Origin of the sequence: Candidatus Methanoperedens sp. (assembly GCA_027460525.1) — an archaeon.
In the GTDB taxonomy this organism is placed as follows: Archaea; Halobacteriota; Methanosarcinia; order Methanosarcinales; family Methanoperedenaceae; genus Methanoperedens.
Genome location: JAPZAS010000034.1, coordinates 1 through 23466 on the forward strand (window position 1 = coordinate 1; position 23466 = coordinate 23466).

At 42.2% G+C, this 23466-nt stretch carries 34 protein-coding genes, 1 tRNA gene and 1 pseudogene; 16 read left to right on the top strand and 20 right to left on the bottom strand.

From position 1 onward, the window contains the following. From O8C68_11985 to sucC, 4 genes are all read right to left on the bottom strand, one after another. On the bottom strand, positions 1-980 hold a 980-nt coding region (locus tag O8C68_11985), incomplete at its 3' end, for an S-layer protein domain-containing protein (protein ID MCZ7396511.1). Positions 981-1009: 29 nt separating this feature from the next. Then, on the bottom strand, positions 1010-1183 hold the full coding sequence (locus O8C68_11990; protein ID MCZ7396512.1) for a hypothetical protein: 174 nt from the start codon (positions 1181-1183) through the stop codon (positions 1010-1012). Between the two features lie 171 nt (positions 1184-1354). Continuing rightward, positions 1355-2215 carry a succinate--CoA ligase subunit alpha gene (sucD, locus tag O8C68_11995; protein MCZ7396513.1) on the bottom strand — a complete coding sequence of 287 codons (861 nt, stop codon included), beginning with the start codon at positions 2213-2215 and terminating at the stop codon, positions 1355-1357. Continuing rightward, complete coding sequence (gene sucC / locus O8C68_12000) at positions 2196-3302, bottom strand: ADP-forming succinate--CoA ligase subunit beta (GenBank protein ID MCZ7396514.1); 1107 nt, start codon at positions 3300-3302, stop codon at positions 2196-2198. The genes sucD and sucC overlap by 20 nt, the downstream gene beginning before the upstream one ends. Positions 3303-3399: 97 nt before the next feature. Between sucC and argF the strand changes: the two genes are divergently transcribed. Together argF and O8C68_12010 are read left to right on the top strand one after the other, a co-directional pair. Continuing rightward, positions 3400-4308: an ornithine carbamoyltransferase gene (gene argF / locus O8C68_12005; protein ID MCZ7396515.1), complete on the top strand. Its 909-nt coding sequence runs from the start codon at positions 3400-3402 to the stop codon at positions 4306-4308. Between the two features lie 8 nt (positions 4309-4316). Further along, a tRNA-Leu gene (locus O8C68_12010) sits at positions 4317-4401 on the top strand. Between the two features lie 684 nt (positions 4402-5085). Here the strand turns inward: O8C68_12010 and O8C68_12015 are convergent. The 5 genes from O8C68_12015 to O8C68_12035 form a co-directional block, all read right to left on the bottom strand. Beyond that, positions 5086-5520 carry a type II toxin-antitoxin system VapC family toxin gene (locus O8C68_12015; protein ID MCZ7396516.1) on the bottom strand — a complete coding sequence of 145 codons (435 nt, stop codon included), beginning with the start codon at positions 5518-5520 and terminating at the stop codon, positions 5086-5088. Continuing rightward, positions 5513-5686 (bottom strand): hypothetical protein, encoded by a 174-nt coding sequence (locus O8C68_12020; protein MCZ7396517.1) that lies wholly within the window; start codon positions 5684-5686, stop codon positions 5513-5515. The genes O8C68_12015 and O8C68_12020 overlap by 8 nt, the downstream gene beginning before the upstream one ends. A 206-nt stretch (positions 5687-5892) precedes the next feature. Then, positions 5893-6156: a type II toxin-antitoxin system mRNA interferase toxin, RelE/StbE family gene (locus O8C68_12025; protein ID MCZ7396518.1), complete on the bottom strand. Its 264-nt coding sequence runs from the start codon at positions 6154-6156 to the stop codon at positions 5893-5895. Between the two features lies 1 nt (position 6157). Next, positions 6158-6391: a DUF2683 family protein gene (locus O8C68_12030; GenBank protein ID MCZ7396519.1), complete on the bottom strand. Its 234-nt coding sequence runs from the start codon at positions 6389-6391 to the stop codon at positions 6158-6160. 12 nt (positions 6392-6403) lie between these two features. After that, positions 6404-6628 carry a hypothetical protein gene (locus O8C68_12035; GenBank protein ID MCZ7396520.1) on the bottom strand — a complete coding sequence of 75 codons (225 nt, stop codon included), beginning with the start codon at positions 6626-6628 and terminating at the stop codon, positions 6404-6406. 75 nt (positions 6629-6703) lie between these two features. Between O8C68_12035 and O8C68_12040 the strand changes: the two genes are divergently transcribed. The 8 genes from O8C68_12040 to O8C68_12075 all read left to right on the top strand — a co-directional run bounded on the left by O8C68_12040 (position 6704) and on the right by O8C68_12075 (position 12912). Further along, on the top strand, positions 6704-6829 hold the full coding sequence (locus O8C68_12040; GenBank protein ID MCZ7396521.1) for a hypothetical protein: 126 nt from the start codon (positions 6704-6706) through the stop codon (positions 6827-6829). A gap of 116 nt (positions 6830-6945) precedes the next feature. Beyond that, positions 6946-7188, top strand: coding sequence for a hypothetical protein (locus tag O8C68_12045; GenBank protein ID MCZ7396522.1), 243 nt, complete (start codon positions 6946-6948; stop codon positions 7186-7188). Positions 7189-7266: 78 nt separating this feature from the next. Further along, positions 7267-7740 (top strand): type I restriction enzyme HsdR N-terminal domain-containing protein, encoded by a 474-nt coding sequence (locus tag O8C68_12050; protein ID MCZ7396523.1) that lies wholly within the window; start codon positions 7267-7269, stop codon positions 7738-7740. A 17-nt stretch (positions 7741-7757) separates the two neighbouring features. After that, positions 7758-9392 carry a DEAD/DEAH box helicase family protein gene (locus O8C68_12055; protein MCZ7396524.1) on the top strand — a complete coding sequence of 545 codons (1635 nt, stop codon included), beginning with the start codon at positions 7758-7760 and terminating at the stop codon, positions 9390-9392. Beyond that, positions 9393-9716 (top strand): hypothetical protein, encoded by a 324-nt coding sequence (locus O8C68_12060; protein MCZ7396525.1) that lies wholly within the window; start codon positions 9393-9395, stop codon positions 9714-9716. Beyond that, positions 9638-10537, top strand: coding sequence for a restriction endonuclease subunit S (locus O8C68_12065; GenBank protein ID MCZ7396526.1), 900 nt, complete (start codon positions 9638-9640; stop codon positions 10535-10537). The genes O8C68_12060 and O8C68_12065 overlap by 79 nt, the downstream gene beginning before the upstream one ends. Continuing rightward, positions 10534-11367: a hypothetical protein gene (locus tag O8C68_12070; GenBank protein MCZ7396527.1), complete on the top strand. Its 834-nt coding sequence runs from the start codon at positions 10534-10536 to the stop codon at positions 11365-11367. The genes O8C68_12065 and O8C68_12070 overlap by 4 nt, the downstream gene beginning before the upstream one ends. Positions 11368-11421: 54 nt before the next feature. Next, positions 11422-12912, top strand: coding sequence for an N-6 DNA methylase (locus tag O8C68_12075; GenBank protein ID MCZ7396528.1), 1491 nt, complete (start codon positions 11422-11424; stop codon positions 12910-12912). Between the two features lie 77 nt (positions 12913-12989). Here the strand turns inward: O8C68_12075 and O8C68_12080 are convergent, their stop codons facing one another. After that, complete coding sequence (locus O8C68_12080; GenBank protein MCZ7396529.1) at positions 12990-13139, bottom strand: hypothetical protein; 150 nt, start codon at positions 13137-13139, stop codon at positions 12990-12992. 101 nt (positions 13140-13240) lie between these two features. Here O8C68_12080 and O8C68_12085 point away from each other — a divergent pair, with 101 nt between their 5' ends. After that, positions 13241-13804: a nucleotidyltransferase domain-containing protein gene (locus O8C68_12085; GenBank protein MCZ7396530.1), complete on the top strand. Its 564-nt coding sequence runs from the start codon at positions 13241-13243 to the stop codon at positions 13802-13804. Then, positions 13801-14223, top strand: coding sequence for a HEPN domain-containing protein (locus O8C68_12090; protein ID MCZ7396531.1), 423 nt, complete (start codon positions 13801-13803; stop codon positions 14221-14223). Before O8C68_12085 ends, O8C68_12090 begins: the two co-directional genes overlap by 4 nt. Before the next feature lie 136 nt (positions 14224-14359). On the opposite strand, the gene O8C68_12095 is transcribed toward O8C68_12090, so the two are convergent. From O8C68_12095 to O8C68_12110, 4 genes are all read right to left on the bottom strand, one after another. Continuing rightward, on the bottom strand, positions 14360-14989 hold the full coding sequence (locus O8C68_12095; protein MCZ7396532.1) for a methyltransferase domain-containing protein: 630 nt from the start codon (positions 14987-14989) through the stop codon (positions 14360-14362). Between the two features lie 191 nt (positions 14990-15180). Beyond that, on the bottom strand, positions 15181-15588 hold the full coding sequence (locus O8C68_12100; GenBank protein ID MCZ7396533.1) for an HAD-IC family P-type ATPase: 408 nt from the start codon (positions 15586-15588) through the stop codon (positions 15181-15183). After that, positions 15500-16252, bottom strand: a complete 753-nt coding sequence (locus O8C68_12105; GenBank protein ID MCZ7396534.1) for an HAD-IC family P-type ATPase — start codon at positions 16250-16252, stop codon at positions 15500-15502. Before O8C68_12105 ends, O8C68_12100 begins: the two co-directional genes overlap by 89 nt. 140 nt (positions 16253-16392) lie before the next feature. Then, on the bottom strand, positions 16393-16854 hold the full coding sequence (locus O8C68_12110; protein MCZ7396535.1) for a hypothetical protein: 462 nt from the start codon (positions 16852-16854) through the stop codon (positions 16393-16395). Positions 16855-17211: 357 nt separating this feature from the next. On the opposite strand from O8C68_12110, the pseudogene O8C68_12115 reads away from it, so the two are divergent. The 4 genes and pseudogenes from O8C68_12115 (at position 17212) to O8C68_12130 (ending at position 19585) form a co-directional block, all read left to right on the top strand. Next, positions 17212-17906, top strand: a pseudogene (locus tag O8C68_12115) (cytochrome c biogenesis protein). Positions 17907-17960: 54 nt separating this feature from the next. Further along, entirely contained in the window at positions 17961-18560 is a 600-nt protein-coding gene (locus O8C68_12120) for an AsnC family transcriptional regulator (GenBank protein ID MCZ7396536.1), read from the top strand. A 134-nt stretch (positions 18561-18694) separates the two neighbouring features. Then, the gene (locus O8C68_12125) at positions 18695-18931 is read left to right on the top strand and encodes a sulfurtransferase TusA family protein (protein ID MCZ7396537.1); all 237 of its coding nucleotides are present in this window, start codon (positions 18695-18697) and stop codon (positions 18929-18931) included. A 3-nt stretch (positions 18932-18934) separates the two neighbouring features. Continuing rightward, complete coding sequence (locus O8C68_12130; GenBank protein MCZ7396538.1) at positions 18935-19585, top strand: methyltransferase domain-containing protein; 651 nt, start codon at positions 18935-18937, stop codon at positions 19583-19585. A gap of 115 nt (positions 19586-19700) precedes the next feature. Here O8C68_12130 and O8C68_12135 read toward each other — a convergent pair whose 3' ends face one another. From O8C68_12135 to O8C68_12160, 6 genes are read right to left on the bottom strand one after another with little or no spacing between them, the layout of a single operon-like run. Continuing rightward, a complete protein-coding gene (locus O8C68_12135) occupies positions 19701-20540 on the bottom strand; it encodes a DUF63 family protein (protein MCZ7396539.1) in 840 nt (279 codons plus the stop codon). Between the two features lie 2 nt (positions 20541-20542). Next, a complete protein-coding gene (locus O8C68_12140) occupies positions 20543-20836 on the bottom strand; it encodes a MoaD/ThiS family protein (protein MCZ7396540.1) in 294 nt (97 codons plus the stop codon). Positions 20837-20838: 2 nt separating this feature from the next. Continuing rightward, a complete protein-coding gene (gene artA, locus O8C68_12145; protein MCZ7396541.1) occupies positions 20839-21642 on the bottom strand; it encodes an archaeosortase A in 804 nt (267 codons plus the stop codon). Next, positions 21639-22418, bottom strand: a complete 780-nt coding sequence (locus tag O8C68_12150) for an isoprenylcysteine carboxylmethyltransferase family protein (GenBank protein ID MCZ7396542.1) — start codon at positions 22416-22418, stop codon at positions 21639-21641. Before O8C68_12150 ends, artA begins: the two co-directional genes overlap by 4 nt. Positions 22419-22428: 10 nt before the next feature. Continuing rightward, entirely contained in the window at positions 22429-22956 is a 528-nt protein-coding gene (locus tag O8C68_12155; protein ID MCZ7396543.1) for a hypothetical protein, read from the bottom strand. An 8-nt stretch (positions 22957-22964) separates the two neighbouring features. Then, positions 22965-23450, bottom strand: a complete 486-nt coding sequence (locus tag O8C68_12160) for a hypothetical protein (GenBank protein ID MCZ7396544.1) — start codon at positions 23448-23450, stop codon at positions 22965-22967. Between the last annotated feature and the right edge of the window lie 16 nt (positions 23451-23466).

Here is a 23466-nt window from a genome sequence, read left to right on the forward strand (position 1 = left end):
GTATCGCTGTCTGCTGTAACGAAATTCATGTTGCCCATCAGGTTAACCCTGGTATCCCTGCTCAGGGTCACTGTGTTATCGGTGTTCTGCAAGATAATCGGCTCGGTAGCCTGTACCTTGAATACGCCGTAGACGTCTCCACCCTTAAGCTCTGTGATTGAGGTATCGATTGCCCATGTGTATCTTAGCTGCACCATGTCGCTGGTCGCACCTGCGAATACGCTGTCAACGAATGTTAAGAACAGCGGTACGTCAGATTCTCCGCCGATATTCTTCTCGACGTAGGTGTATATCTGACCCTGCTGGACTACATTATCGTCTTTCTTGACGCCGTCCTTGCTCAAGGTGAGCCAGACCTGTCTCGGTGATGCCTTGGCATCTATGGAGTTGGCTGTCAATGTCCAGCCTCCGCCGATATCCCATGTATCGCCTACTGTCATGGTCTTCTTGTCAGAAGAGGAGTTTTGCTGCTCGATTATGAGCTTTGAAAGCTTGTAGCTGTGGTTCTTTACGCCCACATACGCCATTGCCTGCCAGCCCACGACATTATACGAACCCGCAAGTGCCGACATCTGACCTGCGGCGAACTTCTGAAGTCCATTAGAAAGAGGACCGCCATCAGATCCATCGGATTTGCCATTTTGTACTGCATACAGTCCCTTTGGCTGACCGGCTGTCTGATAAGTGAGGTCTTTCAGTTGAATTGTTCTGCTGTTGCCTGCTAGATCGCCAGGAGCTATTCTAAGGGTCTCTGTTCCTAAATCGTTTTTCAGGTCGTAGTAGAACCCTGCAAAGTTATACGGTGTCCATGTGGCATTTATATCCGAAGCCAGAACGCCTGGCCTGAAGGGCACAGTGGTTGACGGTTCCGCAATTGCACCACGGACCTCCAAGCTTGTAGCCTGTATTGCTGCATTTGCAGGTAATGCTAATGCTAACATCAACACTGCCAATGCAACTGCTGTTATTCTTTTACTCATTATTCTTTTCCTCCATATTTTTATATGGTTTAATTTTTCTCCTTCGAGATGCCGATTTTACGGCTTTTTGACGAACCCAGGATAATATCCTTTTCGTCGGGTTCATCAAAGAGTGATATAGTAATTAAAGACAGAACATTCCGTTCCATCGCCATCGCTAAACCGCCTTTGTCCTGCGCAAGGCAGTTAAAGACGATTTTCATCACCCTCTTATTAATCCCGTTATGGATTACATTGCGTTTATAGTAAGTACCCTTTTAAATCTTTTGTGGTCAAAATATGCATGCACGGGCACAATTGACGAATCTGGGTTCACTTATAGTCGAATTGGGAGAACACTCTATTGTTTTCCAACATGATTGAACCTATCTGACTCACACTAAATTTTTTACTAACCGTACTATATCTCCAGGGCTTTTAGCCACTGTGATGCCCGCGCCCTCAAAGGCAGCTATTTTTTCAATCGCACTACCGCCGCCGTTTATAATCGCACCCGCATGACCCATGGTTTTCCCGGGCGGCGCAGAAACACCCACGACGTAGCCTATGACTGGTTTACTCATTTTCTTAATAAAGGCGATTGAATCCTCTTCCGCAGTTCCGCCGATCTCCCCAACAAGCACAACAGCATGAGTTCTGGGGTCTTTTTCAAAGAGTTCCAGTACTTCCACAAACGATGTTCCATTAACCGGATCCCCGCCGATACCCAAGGAAGTTGACTGCCCCAGCCCGTTCTTTGATAAAAGGGCAACTATCTCATAGGTGAGCGTCCCGCTTCTTGATACCACTCCGATATTCCCTGGTAGATGTATGGGATTCGGCATTATTCCCACTTTTGATTCGCCCGGCACGGTAATGCCAGGACAATTAGGACCCAGAAGCCTTGACGATGAGTTTTTAAGATACGCACAAACCCGCATCATATCATGCACAGGAATCCCTTCTGTTATGCATACAATGAGTTCTATCCTGCTATCTATTGCTTCAAAAATAGCATCCGCTGCGAATGCCGGCGGTACAAAAATAAGGGATGCGCTGGCTTTTGCCTCTCCAACTGCTTCCTTTACAGAATCAAAAACAGGAATGCCGTGCACCTCGTTGCCTCCTTTTCCCGGGGTGACACCAGCCACGATATTGGTTCCGAAATCTATCATCTGTTTTGTCTGGAACGACCCCTCATGCCCCGTAATCCCCTGCACCAAAAGCCGCGTGCCTTTATCTATCAGAATGCCCAAGTTCAACCACCGCCTTTGTTGCTTCTTCAGTCGATGATGCCAGAATTATTCCATGTGTTTCAAGCATCCTCCTTCCCTCTTCCTCATTCGTTCCTGCAAGCCTGATTACAAGCGGAACCTTTATTTCAGGGATCACATCGATAATTCCTCGTGCTACCTCGTCGCACCTTGTAAGACCTCCGAAAATGTTGATGATCAGTGCTTTCAAGTTCCTGTTGGAAGATACTATCCTGAGCGCTGTTTTTACCTGCTCTGCACTTGCTCCCGCCCTTACATCCATGAAATTGGCTGGCTTACCTTCATTAACCTTTATCATGTCAAGCGTCGCCATGGCAAGACCCGCGCCGTTCACTATGCATCCAATATCCCCGTCAAGACCAACATAACTCATCCCGCTTTTCTTTGCAATCTCCTGAAGTGAGCCGGTTTCTTCCACCTTAAAATTCTGCCTGAAAAGGGCGCTGTCATCTATAACCATCTTGGCATCCAGGGCAAATATCCCCTGTGCAGCAAAAGCAAGCGGGTTAATCTCGGCAAGTGTGCAATCATACTCGATAAAAACACTGTAGAGTTTTTTTATCACATCCGCGATTGCCGTTGCATTCTTCCTGTCCAGCGAATATGCAAGTGTTCTTGCTTGATAATCATGAACCCCGGTGAGCAGATTGATATGCTTCCTGACAATCTTCTGAGGGGATTTTTTGGCTGTCTCCTCGATATCGACACCGCCTTCTGAGCTCGCTATTATTACCGGGCATCGTGCTCTTCTGTCGAGCGTAATTCCAAGATACATCTCGATTTGTGGTTTTTTATATTCCTCTACAAGGAGCTTTTTTACAGGCAATCCTTTTATTGACATTCCAAGAATGCGCTGTGCATTCCGGTTTGCCTCCTGCGGGTCTTTTGCTCTGGCTATGCCTCCTGCTTTTCCCCGCCCTCCCACCAGAACCTGGGCTTTGATGACCACATCCCCTAATTTTCTGGTAATTTCCTCTGCCTCATCTGCGCTCACAGCAAGGTTTCCTCGTGGAACCGGGATACCGTATCCAGAAAATATTTCCTTGGCTGCGTATTCATAGAGTTTCATAACCAACTCCCTTCGTGTAAGTACATAGTGAGACTTTATCAAAAGTAATTTAAATAGGTATCTACAATTGTAGCATAACCAATGGAGTGTCCTGATTTTGCCATCTCATCTATTATCTCTTGCAGATTTATCGTACACTGATATTATTAATTTACTCGATACAGCTTCCGATTTGAAGGAAAAAAGGGCGAGAGGGAAAACATCCGGTGCCCTGAAAAATAAGACGCTTGCCATGCTTTTTGAAAAATCTTCCACACGCACCCGCATCTCATTCGAAGTAGCGATGGCAGAGCTCGGAGGGCATGCAATTTTCCTGAATTACAAGGATATTCAGCTCGGGCGCGGGGAATCAATCGCAGATACAGCCAGGGTCATGTCGTGTTATGTTAATGCAATCATGGCAAGGGTGTATAAACATGAAACCCTGGTTGAATTTTCAGAGAACGCAACCGTGCCAGTTATAAACGGTCTGTCCGACCTTGAACATCCATGCCAGCTCCTTGCAGACCTTCTTACGATAAGAGAATACAAAGGCAAATTCAAGGGGCTTAATTTTTCATGGATAGGAGACGGCAATAATGTCTGCAATTCTGCGCTCCTTGCATGTGCCCTGACCGGCATGAAAATGACAGTCGCATGTCCTGAAGGTTATGAGCCAGAGAGTGAGATTGTAGATAGGGCAAAGCAAATTGGGGGAGTGATTAGTATCATTCATGACCCCGCAACAGCTGCAAAACAAGCTGACGTCCTTTATACGGATGTCTGGGTTTCCATGGGCGATGAGGACGAATACGACCAGAGGCTGCGTGACTTCAAGCCCTACCAGATCAACAGCAAGCTTTTAGAACAAGCCAAGCATGATGTGATGGTACTGCACTGTCTTCCTGCCCATCGCGGCGAGGAAATCACTGCGGACGTTGTCGATGGGCCAAACTCAGCGGTTTTTGACCAGGCTGAGAACAGGCTGCATGTCCAGAAGGCATTGCTGCTGAAATTATTGTCGTAACCCTCAATGCGGGGGTCGCCCAGTCCGGTCAAAGGCGTTAGCTTCAGGGGCTAATCTCGAAGGAGTTCGTGGGTTCAAATCCCATCCCCCGCATCTAATTACAGGTTCAATTCGTTCTTTTTTCAGGATTACTTTCACACTTTATTAACTATCGATATAAATCAAAGCGCTTCATCCACTCCAGCAGGTGACGGCGCCGCTCATTCGCCGCGGTGGCTGCTGCTGCCATGTTTTCCTGTCTTGGAGGCTGTATTTTTTCTATCGGGTATTGGTTATGATGTCCTTGAAGGCATATACGGGCAAGAGTATGAATGATACATTGCTGCTCGTGTTCACGGAGCTTGAGCCTTTCTATTAGAAGGCGCGCTACAGGTTCAGGATGGCGACCGTTGGCGAGAGGAACAGGGTGATGAAACTTTTGGACATGAAGGGGTACGACCCTACCTTGATCGAAGACCCTGCGCCTTTCACTGTGAGATAAGCAGGTACCAGAAGTATGGCGAGCTGCTCAAGAACTCGGTAGAGAGCTATACTCTCTGGGATAAGATAGTACTGGTTATGAAGGATCTGGTGTGGGTGGAGCAGGCGGTGGCGATGGGGGGGCGTGCGCCGATACGTTCCCGAAGCAACTACCCCGCCAGCATCCTCCCCACGACCGCCTCCATCAGCTTCTCGCTGTCCGCCTGCGAGCGCAGGAGTCCGGCTTCAAGCTCCTCGCAGAGGGACATGAGCTGGGCTGGCGACGGTGCGGCGCTGAAACAATGATTTATCTGAGGTTTAATTCAAAATTTCTTCTGGCTTTGCGCCGCGCATTTTTGGTCTTATGTTCTTTATGATTTTATCATCCCTTGTAACGAAAATCTCACATCCGGCGGTTTGGGCAATTGCAAAAGCTATTGAATCATAAGGATCTAATTCATATTCCATCTGGTATTCCAGCGCTTTGATCATAACCCAGGAGTCCGGTGCATTAATACTGACATTCAGTCTCTTGACATCTTCTATAGCTTCGTTATAATCCTTGCCCCTTACCCTGAAAACATGGACTATTTCCATTATTGTAGTAATTGAGGTTATTGCCTCAAATTCGTTTCTTTCGATTTTTTCGAGTAGATCCCTGGAACTTCTCCAGAGTTCTTTTCCGCTCTTTGGGTCTATCTCCTCATTCCAGACATTAAAAAAAATATTCGTATCAATGTAAATTTTAGTCATATTGACTTTCACGAACTTTCTTTAAAAAATCTACGCTGCTTGTTCCTTCTGGAATGATTCCTTTGAATTTTCCAACCATTTGCCGAGCTACATGCACGCCGGTTTCTGGTTTTAGCTTCTTCAGAAACTCCATGAGATTATATGCTTCCTTTATGTCAACAACCATTTAATTCACTTAACTGTATTATTTCATTTATTATAGATAAATCAGTCTGTTGCAAAAGTGCTACCCCGCCAGCATCCTCCCCACGACCGCATCCATCAACCTCTCGCTGTTTGCCTGCGAGCGCATGAGTCCGGCTTAAAGCTCGGCGCAGAGGGACATGACCTGGTCAACTCTGGCGACGATGCGGCGCTGTAAAACAAAAATTACTATAAATAAATCTTATCGTGGTGATCATAATCTTCTATTATCACGACTTTATTTTGCTCATTGACTGAATAGGTTAAGACAAAGCTTTTATCAACATGGACTCTTCGCAAATGCTGCATCGGCGCTCTTAAGGGTTTGAAATGCAGAGGTTTTTCACAAATCTGTTTTATCTTTTTCTCGATTATCCGCATCTTTTTCGGATTTTTCTTTGCGAGTTTTGAGAATATCCGGTCAACGCTTTCCCTCACTTCAAGAGAATACATATTAATCTAAGCCGTAATGGCTGCTAAAATTGGATATCTTAACGGTTTTCTCTTTTTGCCTTGCTTTGATTTTTTCGATAAATTCAGGCCGAAGTTCAGGTTCAAGAAGTGATTTTCCATACTCACTTACCACTTTATTAATAGCTTCAGATTTGGTTTTCAAACCATGTTTTGCTTTTACTATATTTAATACCCTGTTGGCTCTTTCGTTTATATTCACTATCGCTTTTACCATATTAATGCAATATTAACAGATTACTAATATCGTATATATGTTTTCTTTATTTTCATTTGATATTCTCATTATGCGATTTTTCCTCAAGCACCCACTCACCACCGCCTCCATCAACCTCTCGCTGTCCGCCTGCGAGCGCATGAGTCCGGCTTCAAGCTTATCGCAGAGGGACATGAGCTGGTCAACTCTATCGACGATGCGGCGCGCTTTCGGTTCAAAATGCCAACTGCGAGTCATATATCACTTCAAAATATATTAATCTCGCGGCGCCGATATGTTACCAGAACAACCTCAGGTCTGTGAGAACGGCGCGTGTACTCAAAATCAACAGCGAACTCGTATGAACTCCGGTTGAGAGCTATCGGATGTGGGATAGTAATGGCGATGAAAGACACTGGAGCAGGCGGCTGGGGGGCAGGGAGAGCGGGGAAACGGTGATCGTTTCTTTTTTATGGTGAGACGAGGTTCGAAGAATAGAACGCGGATGACATGGATTTAACGGATACGCACGGATATTTTGTCATCCGTGTCAATCAGTGTTATCCGTGCGCTCCGTGTTCTACCACATCATATATCACTTCAAAAATATTAAATTCCCGGCGCCGATATGTCCCCGAAACAAGCTCATGGTATGGAAAAACGGTGCATGTACTCGAAATCAACAGCGAACTAATACGAACTCGTACGAACTCCGGTTGAGAACTACACGATGCGGGATAGTACAGCCGATGAAGGACACGGCGCGGGTCGGGCAGGCGGTGGCGATGGGGGCGGTGGTAAAGGGAGAGAAACGATGATCGTTTTATGTGTTGCTATAGCTCATTTAAACGAGTGGTTTTTATACTTAAGACCACATTATACTTCCGAGGCTTGGATTGGTCGAAAAAGATATTTATCCCTGGATATATGAAGAACTCGAAAAGAAAGGGTGGAAAACACACGATAAATCTCAGGTTCGAGAAGAGGTTAGAGTTGGTAAGAAGAGAGCAGACATCCTTCTAAATGACAACAAGGGAGAACCTCTTGGAGTAATAGAGGTTAAAGATGAAGGGACAAAACCTTACTCTGCAAAGATGCAGGCTAAGGAGTATGCCAAAGGTTTGGGAGCTCCGTTCGTTTTCCTTACCGATGGAGATGAACTTTATTTCTGGGAGCTCGATACTGGATTTGACGCTCACCCTGTAAAGACATTTCTGACTCAGGATGACCTCATAAGAAAAAGAGTTCTTCTTGAAAACCGTAAAGACTTAGAAATCATTCCAATAGATTCGTCCTTAGTTGGAGGAATAACCGATGGTAAAGATTGGAGTTTCCAAGTAGATGCATCCATGCCCTATCCGATGGCTTGAAAAAACACAAACGACGAATGCTTGTAGAGATGGCCACAGGGACGGGTAAGACCCGCACTATTGCAGCTTTTATAAAACGCATTCTTCAAGCAGGATGGATTAGCCATGTCCTTTTTGTAGTTGATAGGGAATCGTTAGCTACACAGGCAGAGGGTGTTTTCAAAAACTTCCTTCGAGAATATTCTACCTACATCTTCGCTAAAGGCGAAAAACGACCCGGAGCAGTAATAACCATATCAATAATCAATACTATGGCAAATCACTACCAAGACTTCAGTCCTGGGGAATTCGATCTTATAATCACCGATGAATGCCACCGATCCATCTATAATAAGTGGAGGGAAACCCTCTTATATTTCGATGGTATCCATATTGGCCTAACAGCCACTCCCGCCAATTATATCGATAGAAATACCTACCGCTTCTTTCATTGTGAGGATGAAAAACCTACTTTCTCTTTTCCCTTAAAGTTTGGTATCGAAAAAGGAGTTCTCGTGCCCTATGAAATCTTTAAAGCAACTACGATGATTACCCGAGACGGCCTCCATTGGGATGGTGAGGATTACCTGCCATCAGACTTGGAGAAAAAGGTAACTGTCCCTGAAAGAAATGATAAAATCGTCAAAGAATTTAAAGACAAAGCTAAGCTTGCCAAAACCTTAGTTTTTGCATGTACTAAAAATCATGCTTCACTCCTGGCAGAAATCTTCAACCGCGCCTATTCTGAGATAGGAGATAATGTTGCCATTGATATCACAACCGACACGAGACGACCTGACATGGCAATAAAGGAATTCAAGGAGAATTCTATGCCCTTAATCGCTGTATCCGTTGGGATGCTTGATACTGGTTTCGATTTCGATGAGATTGAAAACCTGGTGTTTGTAAGACCCATACGTTCCCCTATACTCTATCAGCAAATGAGGGGGCGAGGTACCCGTACCTGCGACCGTATAGGTAAAGTTCATTTTACAATCTATGATTTTGGAGGGAACGCAGATTATTTTAATGACCCAGGTTATGACCCTACAGCATACCGTTCAAGCGGTGGTGTAATTAGAGAAAAAAAGGCAAAATATGGTAAGATAAAACCCAAGGTTGCAGATATACCTGATATTATCATTGAACGAGGATGGATATATTTCACTCCCGGTCAAGAAAAGGTCGATATAAAATCTTACCAAATCGATTTCGAGTCACGCATGAAACGCCTCGTTGAATATCATCCTTCCCTCATTAATCTAAAAAAAGGAATTGAACCTAACGAAGAAGAGATAAGGGAACTCATGATAGAACTAAATATGGAGGGTTATACCATCACCGAACAGGCTCTTCAGGATGTCTATAACCAGCCTACTGCACATCTTCTGGATTTTATAAAACACGTTCTTGATATCGAAAAATTACCCGATAGAGAAAAGCGTATAAACAGTTCCTTCCAGAATTATATTATAAGTCATGACTTCACTCCTGAGCAGGTGCGTTTCCTCACTTTAATTAAAAACACCTTACTTACAAAAGGAAAATGCGCCTATGAGGATCTGGCTAAACCACCACTTGCCACAGAAGGTGGCCTGGATCTGGGAGAAAAGCTCTTTCCCAATATTTTCGACCATGTATTCACGGAGTTGACAACGGAGGTTTTGGCGTAGATGGAATTACCAGAAGGTTGGGAATACATACCCTTAACAAAAGCAATAAAAAAACCCAAACAAGATATTAAGAAACTTAAAAAATCTGTGTATAAAAATTCTGGCAAATATCCAGTTGTTGACCAGGGTCAAAAAAAATTGCGGGTTATACAGATGAAAAAAATTATTTATATCAGGGCGAGTTACCAGTTGTCATTTTTGGAGATCATACACGGATTTTCAAATTTATTGATTTTCCTTTTGTTATTGGAGCAGATGGCGTCAAGGTCTTATCGCCTGATACAGATTTGTTCGAACCCAAATTTTTATATTATTTTCTTTTGAATCGACCTATAGAAGCTAAAGGGTACAGTCGGCATTACAGATATTTGAAAGAAGAAAAAATCCTACATCCACCACTCAAAACTCAGAACAAGATCGTCGAAATACTGGACAAGGTTGATATCCTACAAAAGAAGCGATTAGAGGCTGATGAAAAAACTGGGCGGATATTAGAGGCGACCTTTGTCAAGATGTTTGGAGACCCAGTTGCCAACCCCATGGGGTGGGATACAAATATAATTGATAATTATACTTCAAAAAAAGCCACAAAAGGTTCAACTCCAACAACCTATGGATACAAATGGGAAGATGAGGGAATACTTTTTCTTAGAAGTGAATGCATAGAGCAAAATGGAATTTTTCTAAATGGTTCTATGCATATTAGTCAAGAAGCACATAATTCGATGGAGAGGTCTAAGGTAATTCCAGGTGATATTTTAATTAGGATTACTGGAGATGTTGGTATCTCAACAATTTTCCCAGAATATTTGAAAGAGGCAAATATCAACCAACATATTGCAATTGTAAGATTAAAAGAAAATTGTGATATTAACCCACTATTTTTGATAACACAACTGAATACTAAATATTTTAGAAATTATTTTGTTTCGATTACTCGAGGAGTAACACACCCTCATCTGAGCTTACAGCAGATTCGTGAAACAAATATAATTGTCCCGCCCTTCTCTCTTCAAAATAAGTTCGCTGAGATGGTTGAAAAACTCGAAATCATAAGGAAAAAACAAGATAAGTCAAATGAGCACATAGAAGAGATGTTTCAAGGATTGGTACAGAAGGCATTTAGAGGAGAAATTGTGGCATGACTGAAAAATATTCCAGTACAGTTTTATCTCACTGGGAACAGATAAATAGTGAAATATGGACTCCTCTTCAAAAACGAAAAGATGCCCGCGATGATATATATATCGAACTTCTCAGATATTTTTGGAACAAAACCCAAAGGGAATTGGATGATGAAGTTTTATCAGACCCTTTGAAAGCAAAAGAAATATTTAAAGCCATATCTAAAGATGAAATATCCTCTGAATCAAGTTGTATTGGCATTCTTGAAGGTTTCTATGATGTTTTGAAAGAATTTGAAACTGGAATTTCTGATATTTATGTGGATAGACTACGTGATTTTTGTTCTACATACAATCTACGCTATATTATCACTGATGATTGTAAATTCAGACTCACAATCAATGGTATTTTAGCAGGTCAAATCAATCATCTTAAAAAAGCTCTTTCTGGAAATCCGCATAATAATGATATGTTAGTAGAACTCGAGAATACACTTTCAAGATTAAGAGAAACTAACGAGCCACAAAGTTGTATCAGAGTAGCTTGTAATCTTTTGGAACAAATTGTCAAAGATAGGACAAATATTAATGAGACTCTTGGTAGAGCTTTGAACAACAGTAGGGAGTTAAATTTATTTCCACATGATGCTGTTTGTGTATCTCTACAAAAATTGTATAAATTTGCTAGCGATTATCCAAATATTCGCCATGCAGGAAATCCAACAAGTAAAAAAAGAGATCTGGAAAATGAAGATGCGATTTTATTTATTACGTTAACCATCGGGTATGCAACTTTTCTCTGTGAAACTATAAACTGCGAATTACTCATCACGGGAGATGATGAAAATTAGAGAAAGTATTGTGAATAACTCCAGAATGAATTCTATAATTGGGAGATCAATGAAATGCTAAACGGCGAACCAAAATCAACAATCAAAAGGCTTACAAATTATTTTTGGGCTGCAGGGATTACGAACCCAGTGGATTACATAGAGCAGATCAGTTACCTGTTTTTTTTAAAAATGCTGGAAGAGAACGATGATGTCAGGGCTAAGGTGAGTCGACGCTCCGGGACACCCTACAACACTGTTTTTGATGGTGAGAATGCAAAATATAGGTGGTCTGAATGGCATCATAAGACTGGGCCTGAGCTTCTAAAATTTGTAAGGGACGAAGTATTTGATTTTATGAGAAAACTTGGACCAATAAATCCTTTGGGTGGGAGCCTTTTCAAGGATGCAGCCCTGATGATCCAGGACCCCGTAGTTTTGCAGAACGCCATCGGAATAATCAATGATGAAATCAAATTTCGTGAAATGGATACGGATGTAAAAGGTGACTTGTATGAATATTTGCTTTCTGAGGTCAAAACGGCAGGAAAAAACGGACAGTTCCTTACACCGAGACATATCATACGGTTCATCGTAAATATGGTGGATCCGAGAATTGGCGAGACTATATACGACCCAGCTTGCGGAACTGGTGGATTTTTAGTTATGGCCTATGAGCATATAAAAACGAAGAGCAGTTCTCCAGAACTCTTAAGAAGAGAAAATGGTTCCATAAGGGGACCAGGAGACAAACTCAAAGACTCTCAATGGGAGTTTTTACAAACAAGGGCTCTTAACGGCAACGACAACGATGTAAGAATGATTCGGTTTGCCATTATGAACCTGCTATTACACTCTCTAGAGAAATCCAAGGTATGGTATAAGGATAGTCTCGTTAAAGGATTTGAGTCCAGCGATACCAAATATGATGTAATTCTTTCCAATCCTCCTTTTGCTGGTTCCATTGATATACCTAGGATAAAGGACAGCCTTCCTGTTATTTCGACAAAAACAGAGATTCTATTTTTGGGATATATGATCAAATCCCTGAATGATGGCGGCCGGTGTGGAGTAGTGGTTCCAGAAGGTTTGTTGTTTGGAACGACTTCGTCTCACATGGCAATACGAAAGATGCTTCTGGAGAAATGCAGCCTTGAAGCTGTAGTATCTCTGCCATCTGGATGCTTCAAACCATATGCAGGGGTAAAAACATCGGTTTTGGTATTCAGAAAAGGAGATCAGACGGAGAAAGTATGGTTCTATGAGGTGAAAGCTGACGGTTACAGTTTGGATGACAAGAGAAATCCGACAGAACAGAATGATATTCCTGACCTTATAGAGCAGTGGAAAAAATTCAAAAATGGGAATTGGGAGACGACAGAAAAATCATGGAGTGCCTCTATCGAAGATATTAAAAAGAATGATTATAACATTTCAGCGTCGAGATACAAGTCTTCGAAAATCGAAAAGATTGAGTATGAAGACCCGAAAAAGCTCATTGAGGAGGTTCTGGGGCTGGAAGAAGAGATTGTCGAAGATTTAAGTGGATTAAGAGGTTTATTGTAATTTAGGGTTTGTTGGTTGAATCGCGCCCCCAACCAGAAACTACACGTCCTCTCTCCTCACAAAAAAAGCCCATCACATCAATGTGCGCGCGAGGAGTTCGGGTCTAATGGAATGTTGCTGCTACGGGAACATATCGGCGCGCCGATGTGCTTGCAGAACCGCTTCTCCCGCACAGTTCTTCTCCAGTCGCCGCAGTCGTGCAGTATGGTCTCTTTCACAAGCAACATGCTCGGACTTTGTCCGAGACATCCCTATCTCAAAAAACGCAGACAAGCGGAGATAGGTTTTTATACTGAACTTGCGTCTAATATATTGAACGGTGGTTCACTTGATTGAACTCTTCAGAAAATATGTGCAATGGAAAATCCTGGCTCATTTCCTGGCCAATCCAAATACCTCTTTCCACATAAAACAGCTTGCGAGGGTACTTGACGTAAGTCCTGCCAGTGTAAGCAATGCTGTAAAGTCCTTCGAGGAAGACGGAATGCTTTCGAAGGAAGAAAAAGGGCTTGCCCATATTTACAGGCTGGATTCTGACAATAGCGTGGTTGCGCCTCTGAAAAAAGCATACGGCATCACTTTAGTGCTGTCATCGAAGCCGAAAGAAACATTCCTTGAAATTGATCAGAATATAATCTCTCTTGCCCTTTTTGGAAGCTATGCAGACGGGAGCTATGACGAAAAAAGCGACATGGATTTTCTGATAGTGACACCCACCAGGAAAGAAATCCTCATAAAAGCTGCCAAAAGATTGGAGGAAGAACTGCAAAGAGAGGTAAGTATATCGGTATTCAAATTATCAGAATGGAGAGCTATGGCAAAAAAAGGAGATGCATTCTATAAAAGAATTGTCGCGAATCATATCCTGCTTTACGGGAGCGGGTTAAAATGAAGCTTGCAGAATGTTTCCAGAAAGGTCTGCTGAAAAGGACATCGCCAGATACGGAGAATGCCCTCCGTTCCCTTAAGCTTTCCACGAACAATATCGAAGATGCTGTTGCGAATCTTTCCATACATCGTTATAGAGTTGTGGCTATTTCGAGTTATTCAGCCATGTTTCATGCAGCAAGGGCGATCCTTTTCAGGGACGGTATAAAAGAGCGCAGCCACGAATGTATCCCTGTTTATCTCAAGGAAGAGTATCCGGAATTGGAGACTTTAGCTAATATTCTTGACTCATACAGAAGATTCAGGCACGATGCGATTTACGGGCTGGATTTTGCTATGGATGAGGAAGAAGCACGAACTGCGCTGGATTCTTCAAAGGAATTTCTGGAAAAAATAAAAATTTTCATCCAGGCACGCCGGTGAGCCTGACCCGAGTAAATAAGATTCATGCGTCCTTGCCAATCTGCATGGTAACTATAATAAACCCGCACTTAGGTATACCCTAATCCATAACTTCGTTTATTTACGTGATCTGTGATTCTGTTCTCCCTTCTTTAATTTAATGTCGTATTCCTTTTAAGATTCTTCCACCCCCGAGCAATATAGGAAGTTTCTCCGTTATATCGATTCCAGATTTTCTGAGCAATGCTTCAAACTCAGATTTTATAAATTCTATATAGTATTTACCCTCATAAAGTTTAACAAAGTGATAAATCAAGAATCTACCGATCTTGTTCTCAGGCAGGGCATAATCAACGATCACTATCATTCCCCCTGGTTTGGTGACTCTGACCATTTCTTTCAATGCTTTTTCTCTTATAGGAAGAAGCATATCATGCAGGGCAAAGGACACACCGGAAACATCAAGGCTGTTATCCTTAAAAGGCAGATTTGAAGCATCTGCTACTGCAAATTTCACATTTTCATAATTATTTTTCTTATCGGCGACTTTGAGCATGGCTTCTGACAAATCGATACCAGTAACATCATACCCCTTCTTCGCAAATGCAAATGCCTGCTTTCCTGTTCCTGTACCGACATCCAGTATTCTTGAGCCATTTCTTGCATTAGTAAAATCTACTACCGTATCCCTTATTCTTGAGATGGGCATAGTTACAGTATCATAAAAAGGAGCTAATATTTTAAACACATTTTTTACCAGTGAGTAGTACTCTTGTTTCTCGTCCATAATCTTGTGATTTCGATTTTTAATAACTTATAATTTATAAATTTGAACGTAATTAGGTTCTATGATCTCATCAGAAATTACTCTGTCAACTCTCGCCCTTGTAAGCGAACCTCTGATTTTTTTCAAGGTTGAATTCCTCTTTTTTACCGTTTGCTTTTATGACATACATGAACACCTAATCGTGTCAATAATCAGACAGCCCTTTCGAACTTGAATCTTTTAAGGAGCGCGGAGTTCGCTACAACCGAGAGAGAACTTATTGCCATGGCAGCCGCCGCAATTATCGGATTCAATAGCCCGACGGCTGCTATAGGTATGGCGGCTGTATTATATCCAAGCGCCCAGAACATGTTCTGCTTTATTTTCTTCATCGTGGCCTTACTTAACTTGATCCCTGCTACTACGTCCCTGAGGTCGTCTTTAATCAGGACTATCCCGCCTGTCTCCTTTGCTATATCAGAGCCGCTGCCTACTGCTATGCCTATGTCCGATTGCGCAAGAGCCGGAGCATCATTTATGCCATCGCCTACCATTGCAACAACCTTTCCCTCTGCCTGCAATTTCTTTATTACCCCTGCCTTTTCTCCGGGAAGCAACATTTGCAATAACCCGCTCTATTCCGACCTGCAGTGCAATCGCTTTTGCAGTTCTCTCGTTATCGCCTGTGAGCATTATCGTTTCAACCCCGATCTTTTTTAGCTCAGCCACAGCTTCTGCTGAGTTCTCCTTCAGGGTATCTGCAACTGCTATTATGCCCATAACCGTTTTATTTGCAGCAACCAGCATTGCGGTCTTGCCCTGGATCTCAAGGATCTGGATATTCTGCTCAAGATGCGCCGTGTCGAGACCGTTGATCTGCATCAGCCTGCGGTTACCTACAAGCACGTCCTTCCCATCTATAACCACTCTGATGCCATGTCCGGGCACAGCCTCAAAGGATGCGGCATCCTTTATATCCATACCTTTTTCCCTGGCAGCTCTCACTATCTCCTCAGCCGGGTTCCCCTCAACTATCCATCTTTCAGTATGGATACCTTCTCTATTTGCCAATTTCTCGATATATTTTATGGCTGTATCCCCCTGGCATCCCAAAATACTCTTCAACCTTTCAGGGGATGTATCGGCAAGAATGCAGGATTCAGTACCACAACCATATCTTGTGTCCACGACATAAATCGCATGAAGATCTGCTCCGCAAAGCTTTGCGATTTCTATCGCATGTGCTGTCGCCTTTTTGGTATAATCAGACCCATCTGTTGCTATTAAAATTTTTTTATACAGCTTGCTCGTAATCTTCTCTCCGAAGTATGTCTATATAAACCAATTATCTTCTTTTTCATTTAAGCGGTTTTCCCTTTAAGTTTTCATATTCGGCAGGGTATTGTTTTTTAAGAAAATGAAATCTAAACACGCTTTTTTATTATATCTTCACTTTTTATAAACCCGATGTACATTACAGCAACGCCAAACAGTTCAAGTAAGTATAGCGCCCATTCCATGCCGAATCTGGATAGACCGCCTCCAGATGCCACCAGAAGGGCACCTAATGCGATGAATAAGTTATATTTTCTTCGTGAAATGTACCAGGAATATAACGCACCGCCGATTAATGCGATGGAACCGGGAATTGTAAGAAATGGGGATATTGTTCTGACACTGGCGGGCATGGCACTGCCTCCTACCGTTCTTTCTTTCAGTTTTCCGGTATCCACCTGGGCATTCAGGGTTAAGACTATTAAAACGGCTATAACTACAGCAAAATAAAGAGTTAAATATCTTCCAGCGCGCCTGTTGAAAAGATAAACTGTCCCAAGTCCCAGAATAGCAACAAGGGAGGCTATTAGTACATAGTAAGCCCGATACATAGGTATAGTCCATCCATAGATTTCAGAAACGAACTCAAATAGAGTCGTAAATGAAAAAATAAGAAGCCCATTTCCCCAGATATACTGATATATTTTCCTCCTTTGTGAATACTGGCGAAAAACAGAGATGGTAAAAAATAGGCTTATCAGTGTGGTTATTAAAGGGGCAGAAGATTGTATTGCAGACTCTAAATTAAAGATCATCTTAACTATTCTTTATAAAATCTACACATATTAGGCTGCTTAAATGGTTTGTGCTTAAAAAATACAAAAAATTTAAAATATTTATTCATTATTGTAAATGGAAACCAATATAGCAACGAAATTAATTATGCTATAAATCAGAGACGTTTAAACATGTTCAGAAAAACGCTTTTTTCACTAACAGTAGTAGCGCTGGTTGTTTCAATATACCTGATATTCTTCATCGCCCCTATTCCCATCAATCCCATGGATGCTAGTGGTGATCCCATAAATTTCAAGATATTTTATTTTCATGTTCCCATAGCTGTCACAGCATATCTGGCTTTCGCCATTGTATTTGTTTCTAGTATCCTGTATCTCCGAACAAAGCAGCAAAAATGGGACATTAGAGCAATTTCAGCATCAGAGATTGGAGTGATATTTGCACTCCTTACCCTGATTACTGGCTCGCTCTGGGCAAGATCGGCATGGGGCGCGTTCTGGGTAACATGGGATGTAAGGCTTAATACCTCACTTTTCTTTTTTTAAGTTATTTATCTTATCTAATGGTGAGAAAATCCATAGATGAACCTGAGAAACGGGCAAGGCTTTCAGCAGTATTTGGTATTGTCGGTTTTATAGGTGTGCCTTTAAGCTTCCTTTCTATCAGGCTGTGGAATAGAGCCACTGTTCATCCTGTGGTTGTAGGACCCGGGGGAGGAGGGATCAGCGGAGATACTGTGATTGGTACTGTCCTTGTGAACGTTATTACATTTATTCTTCTTCTGACATCTCTGGTCATTTTACGCATGGAAAATGAGAAACTGACCGAGGAGATTGCTTTTATCAAACGCACTAAGAATTTGTGAAATTAACCTTAAACCGTAAAGTACTTATGTTTACACTGCCTGTAAAGTAATATAATGGTAGAACTGGACAATCTCGATGTCAAGATATTGACCCATCTGCAGAGCAACAGCAGGGAGTCATTCCAGGAGATTGCAAAGCGCTGTCTTACAAGTGTGCCTACAGTCAAGAGCCGTGTGGACAGGCTTCTTGAACTCGGAATTATCAGTAAATTCACCATAGACATTGATAACAGCAAACTTGGGATAACCGAAGCCATATTACTTGTAGATGCAAAGCCAGGCGCCATAAGCAGGATAACTGAAGAGCTCCGGGGGCTTGAAGAAGTTAAGGAACTGTATGTAACCTCCGATTCTGAAACAGCCATAGTATCAAGGGTAGCAGGGAATTTGCAGCGAATTCTTGCGATACAGGAGAAGATAAACCTCACAGATGTGAATAACATCCGCATATTATCAGTAAAAAACGCATTCACAAAGGATTCAACTATCCCGCTCGCCTCTTCCAGCATAACCCTGACATGTTCTTATTGCAATAAGAAAATGGCAGGAGATGCGGTAAGAAAGAAATTTGAAGACACAGATTATTTCTTTTGCTGCAGTACGTGCCAGGGCGAGTTTGAAAAGAAATACACTAAACTGCTCGCCAAGGTCTAATGAGAGAATAATAAGATATAAGGATTCACTGGAATTAGCATACATTTTCAAAAAAGCAAATTTAATGCATTTATATCTTAATTTTATAAAGCACAAATCAAATAAAAAATTATCACCTTCAATCTAGTGCAGCGATGGCGGAGAAAATACAAAATACTGTACTGGATGTAAGAGGGGAGACATGCCCTTATCCTTTCATCAGGACAAAATGGCAGATGGAAAAGATGGAAAGTGGCGAGATACTTAAAGTGATAACCGATGATTCTGAGGCGCCTCATAACATCGATGCATGGACGAAAAAATCGGGTGATGAGATTAAGAAACTTGAAAGGGAAGGGAGCTCATTCATTATTTATCTAAAAAGGAATTAATGTATGGACAGGAATTTAAATAAATATATCCCGGCGCTCAGCCATGAGTGGTTAACACCTTTGTATGATCCGATAATGCAGTTGTTCATGCGCGAGTCCATATTCAAGCGTTGCCTTATCGTGCAGGCAAAGATAGAAAAAGCTTATCGTGTCCTTGACATAGGCTGCGGTACTGCTACACTCACTATTCTCATCAAGAAAGTCAATTCCGAAGCTGAAGTGAGGGGGCTTGACGGAGATCCTAAAATCCTCGAGATGGCAAAGACAAAAATAATTCGTGAAGGTCTTGACATTAAACTTGACCTCGGGATGTCATTTGAATTGCCGTATCCTGACAGCTCTTTTGACCGTGTAGTTTCAAGCCTGGTATTTCATCATCTGACTCGGGAAAACAAAGCCCGCACATTTAAAGAAATATTGCGGGTTCTGCGGTCCGGGGGAGAATTGCATGTCGCTGACTTTGGAAAACCTCATAATGCACTGACGTATTTGATATCCCTGATATTCCGGCATCTTGAAGAAACAAGAGATAACATAAGAGGTTTGCTGCCGGAGATGATGCAGAAAGCTGGTTTTGACCATGTCGAAGAGACAGCCAGATATACGACGCTTTTTGGTACGCTATCCCTATTCAGGGCAAGAAAAGCTCTTTAATTTTGTAAACCGAAAACCCTTGAGTCCAGAACAGCAATATCCCTGTACTGATATTTGTTTTAATCTTTTTCCTGTTTAATCTCCGGGTACTCGGGCAGCCGATAATGCACAAACACTAAACTCCAAGTACCATTCCGAGCAAATTCCTGGCACCCATAGAGAAACCAAGAACAATCAATGTCAGCACCCACATATATTTCTCATCCTCAATGTGATCCTTCTTTGAGTCTTTTTCAAGCAACAGGATTATCAATATGACTAAAATCAAGGATAAAGGAATCAATATAATTCCTGTTCCAAAAATCGAGGGAAGGAAGGAACTGAAAGGGTGTTTGTTGGTATAGCCCAGCAGATCCACGCCTATATATGTTGTAAATGAATCGAGTAAAAATGAAAATATCGCAAATGAATAGATTCTGCTGCGAAGATATGCCATTTTAATCACAGGGGATATTCTTTTAACGGACTCGGTCAATGCCACTGTCGGCATCAGACTATATAGTAAAATATCAATTTTCAGATTGATTTTAGAGTAAAGAGCAAGAACGATAATGCCTGCAACAGAAATTATTATTCCAGCAGTTGCATACATGCCAGCGTAACTCTTTATTTTCCGGGTTTTCTCAAGATATTTGGTTAAAAGGAGAATACCAAAACATATCGCAAAGATTACAAAGTAAATAAGCGGCGTAATAAAAAAATATTTGATAGGAGGATTCAGTAGATTTGCATCCTCAATTACTCGAAATACTGAACCCATGAAAATATAAGGAATCGTGGCAATCACAAACTCTTCATCAACCTTGATTTTCAATTTATTCAATAGTTTAAGAACAGCATATATACCTGCAAATAAAATGATGACATATGTGATCATGTCAAAATGATTATAGCTTGTATCGTTGATGATGCCTTCAATATAATTTTGATTTATGAAATCAATCAATCCGCTCATTATTATCCCCCGCAGAATCCATAGACGAATTCAATCTTATCACCGTCATGCAGCAATTGTTCCAGCATGTTTTCCCGCGCAGAACCATTAATAAAAACCACACATCCATTCAATCCTTCATTTACCAGCGTGGTTTTATAAGTGGTCTCTATACCCTTATTTTTTCCAGCTTCCATAATCCTGGTGTCGATTATCCGCAACAAATCTCCAAGTTTAGCTCCTTCTGCAATTTCAAAAACATCCGTTTCGCCAACCAGTTCTTGCTGGGTAAAATCATAATTCACTTTTATTTTCACAGTCATCTCACCGTTAACCTGTGGAATTCTATTCTCATCATCTTCACCGTACCATCGATCATATCCGAGACCTCAGGAAGGGTTTTAAGAACCATATATGAAATAAGAAAGAGCGCCAGCAGAGAGCCTGCCTTGGTAATAATATGCTCCGAAATATGGAAACTCTCATCCGGTGTCCCAAACCAGCTAAATCCATAAGCAGAAGCGGTGAAAGCCAATCTTTGCAGATTGAGGATATAGATTACGGGCACTGATATCATAAACGCCCTGAGTTTCCGTGCAGCAGGCGCACCTGTAGCAGAGGAGATTATACCTGAAAATAGGGCAATGCTTTCGATAGCTGTGCAGGCAAGTATTATTTCAACAACCATCCCGTTGACCGCAAGCTTGTTCCATGCTACCTGCACAACGGAAACACCAAATTTTCCGGTGACCCAGATTGCCTGGTCAGTGACCGTTGAAATTATCTTTGTATTTAAGAAGCCTATTTCTGCAAACAAGAAATACAGGAAACCACCTACGGATGCGGCCCTTGATAATGAAATAAATACATCGTAATCGCTTTCTTTCGTATCCCTTGCCCGGAACATAATATATGCTATGAAAAGGGATACTCCTCCTGCGGCGACTACCAGAAAGGCATTAACATAATCCTGAATATCAATATAAGTTCCCGGCTGCAAAAACCAGTATATGGAAAGGAATACCCAGCCAAGCCCTCCAAAAATGAACCTTGAATTATAGGCTTTTGGGAGGATTGATGATACTCCCAGAAGTATGAGTGAGGTCCAGAGTATTGCAGTCATGATACGGCCTGAGATGGCAAATTTCTTCTTATAGATGGCAAAAACATCGGCGTATTTAGTTTATACTCTTCATATCTCTCGCCAAAAGCCTCACCAGCTTCTTTTTCTTCTTTTTTCGCAAGCCTGTAATACATTAAAACAAGAACAGGCCACATGGCAAGCGTGATTACGGTGGGCCACTGGACGAGCAGTCCGACGGTTATTACAATAAGACCCAGATACTGTGGATGCCTGACATACCTGTAGATGCCATCGGTCACAAGTTCTCCATGAGAAGCATGTATCATGCTCCAGCCCTTTGACATCAGGAATAGACCAAGGAATATGATGGCGCTGCTTGCCACCATCACCAGTGCCCATGCAGTTTCCATGCTCATTACACCTGCTTTTGAAAGGAGCACTCCCAGCAGATGCCCTTCAGCATGTCCAAAAGACAATGTCAGTCCGAAAAGCGAAGAGAGAACATATATCGTAAGCGGGAAGCCATACATCTCCGAGAACAGCGCTATTATGAACGCCTCGTATATCCCCAGGGTCCGCCAGTTCTGCTTCTTCAGTGGGGTAAGGAAGCTGAGCACGAAAACAGAAAAAATCCCGATGCTAAGAAGTGTTGCTGCCCATTTGCCATACGCATATCCTGTCAGGTCATGGTGTCCTCCGCCTTCGATATTTTCAGGTTTTTCGTAACCGAGGAGCACTGAAAGACCTGAGATGAGAACTAAAATCATGAGCGCTATAAATCCAAGCGCAATAAGGTTGCCGAAAAACTTTTTCATCACAAACCACCTAAATCCTTTTTATGGCTTCACTCACGAAGCTCTTCCTGTAAGCTTCATCCGGGTTATCGATCTGTATCCAGAATACCCTTTTATCCTTGGCATAGAAGTAATGGTACAGACCTAATTCTGGATTTAGCCCGTTCACAAAATAAACCGTAATACCTTCTATGTCCAGAGATGTGGACTCGCTGAACATTCCTGTTTTTCCCACCCTGCTGTTCATAGCCGCAAGAAGCGATGTTGCTTCTTCGCTACTTTTAGACTCCGATACCCAGAATTTAGCTTTATTACCTGTTGTGCTCCTGTAATTTGCTATGTATGCATTCTCCGGTACCACAGCTCCACCATGCAGGTTTTTGACTTCCCCTATGGCTGCATCTCCCTCCATATAGAGGGTGAGGTTCATATCACCAAGTTTTTCAGGAAAGATGCCAGAGCTATTTTTTTCCTGTGTCTGGAGATATAGAAACGCCGTTGCTGCTATTACAGCGACTATGAATATTGCAAGGTATATTTCTGATTTATTTTTCCTCATAGCTCCCCCTATATATTCATTACAGCCTGCTTCACAATCGACAATTGATAACCTGTATCCGGAGAATCAAAAATTATCCAGTAAACTCTCCCCAACCTGTAATCCATTTTAAAATAATAGTAATTGATTGCATTGTTCGCTTTCATCATATAAACATCTGGCTTCACAAACTCAATAATGTCCACTTTCACGGGTATGGTTCCATTCATCATGCCAGCATTGCCGTGCCCTTTATGCGAATCTGTCTGTCCCACGTCGCCCGAGTATTCATGCCCTTCATGTCCTGTTGAACCTCCAAGCATGGAGTTCATGGCATTGAAGGCATCGTTTGCAGTATTATGGTCTGGAGCTTCGGCGACCCAGATACGCATGGTGCCATTACTACTCCTGTACACTGCGGAGTAAGCTTTCGCCAGTGGTATTTCCTTCAGCCCGTACATGTTCGATATCTGCTGCGCAGCAGCCTCTCCAGTCTCGTATCTTGTCAACGTCATGTCGCCCAGTCTCTCT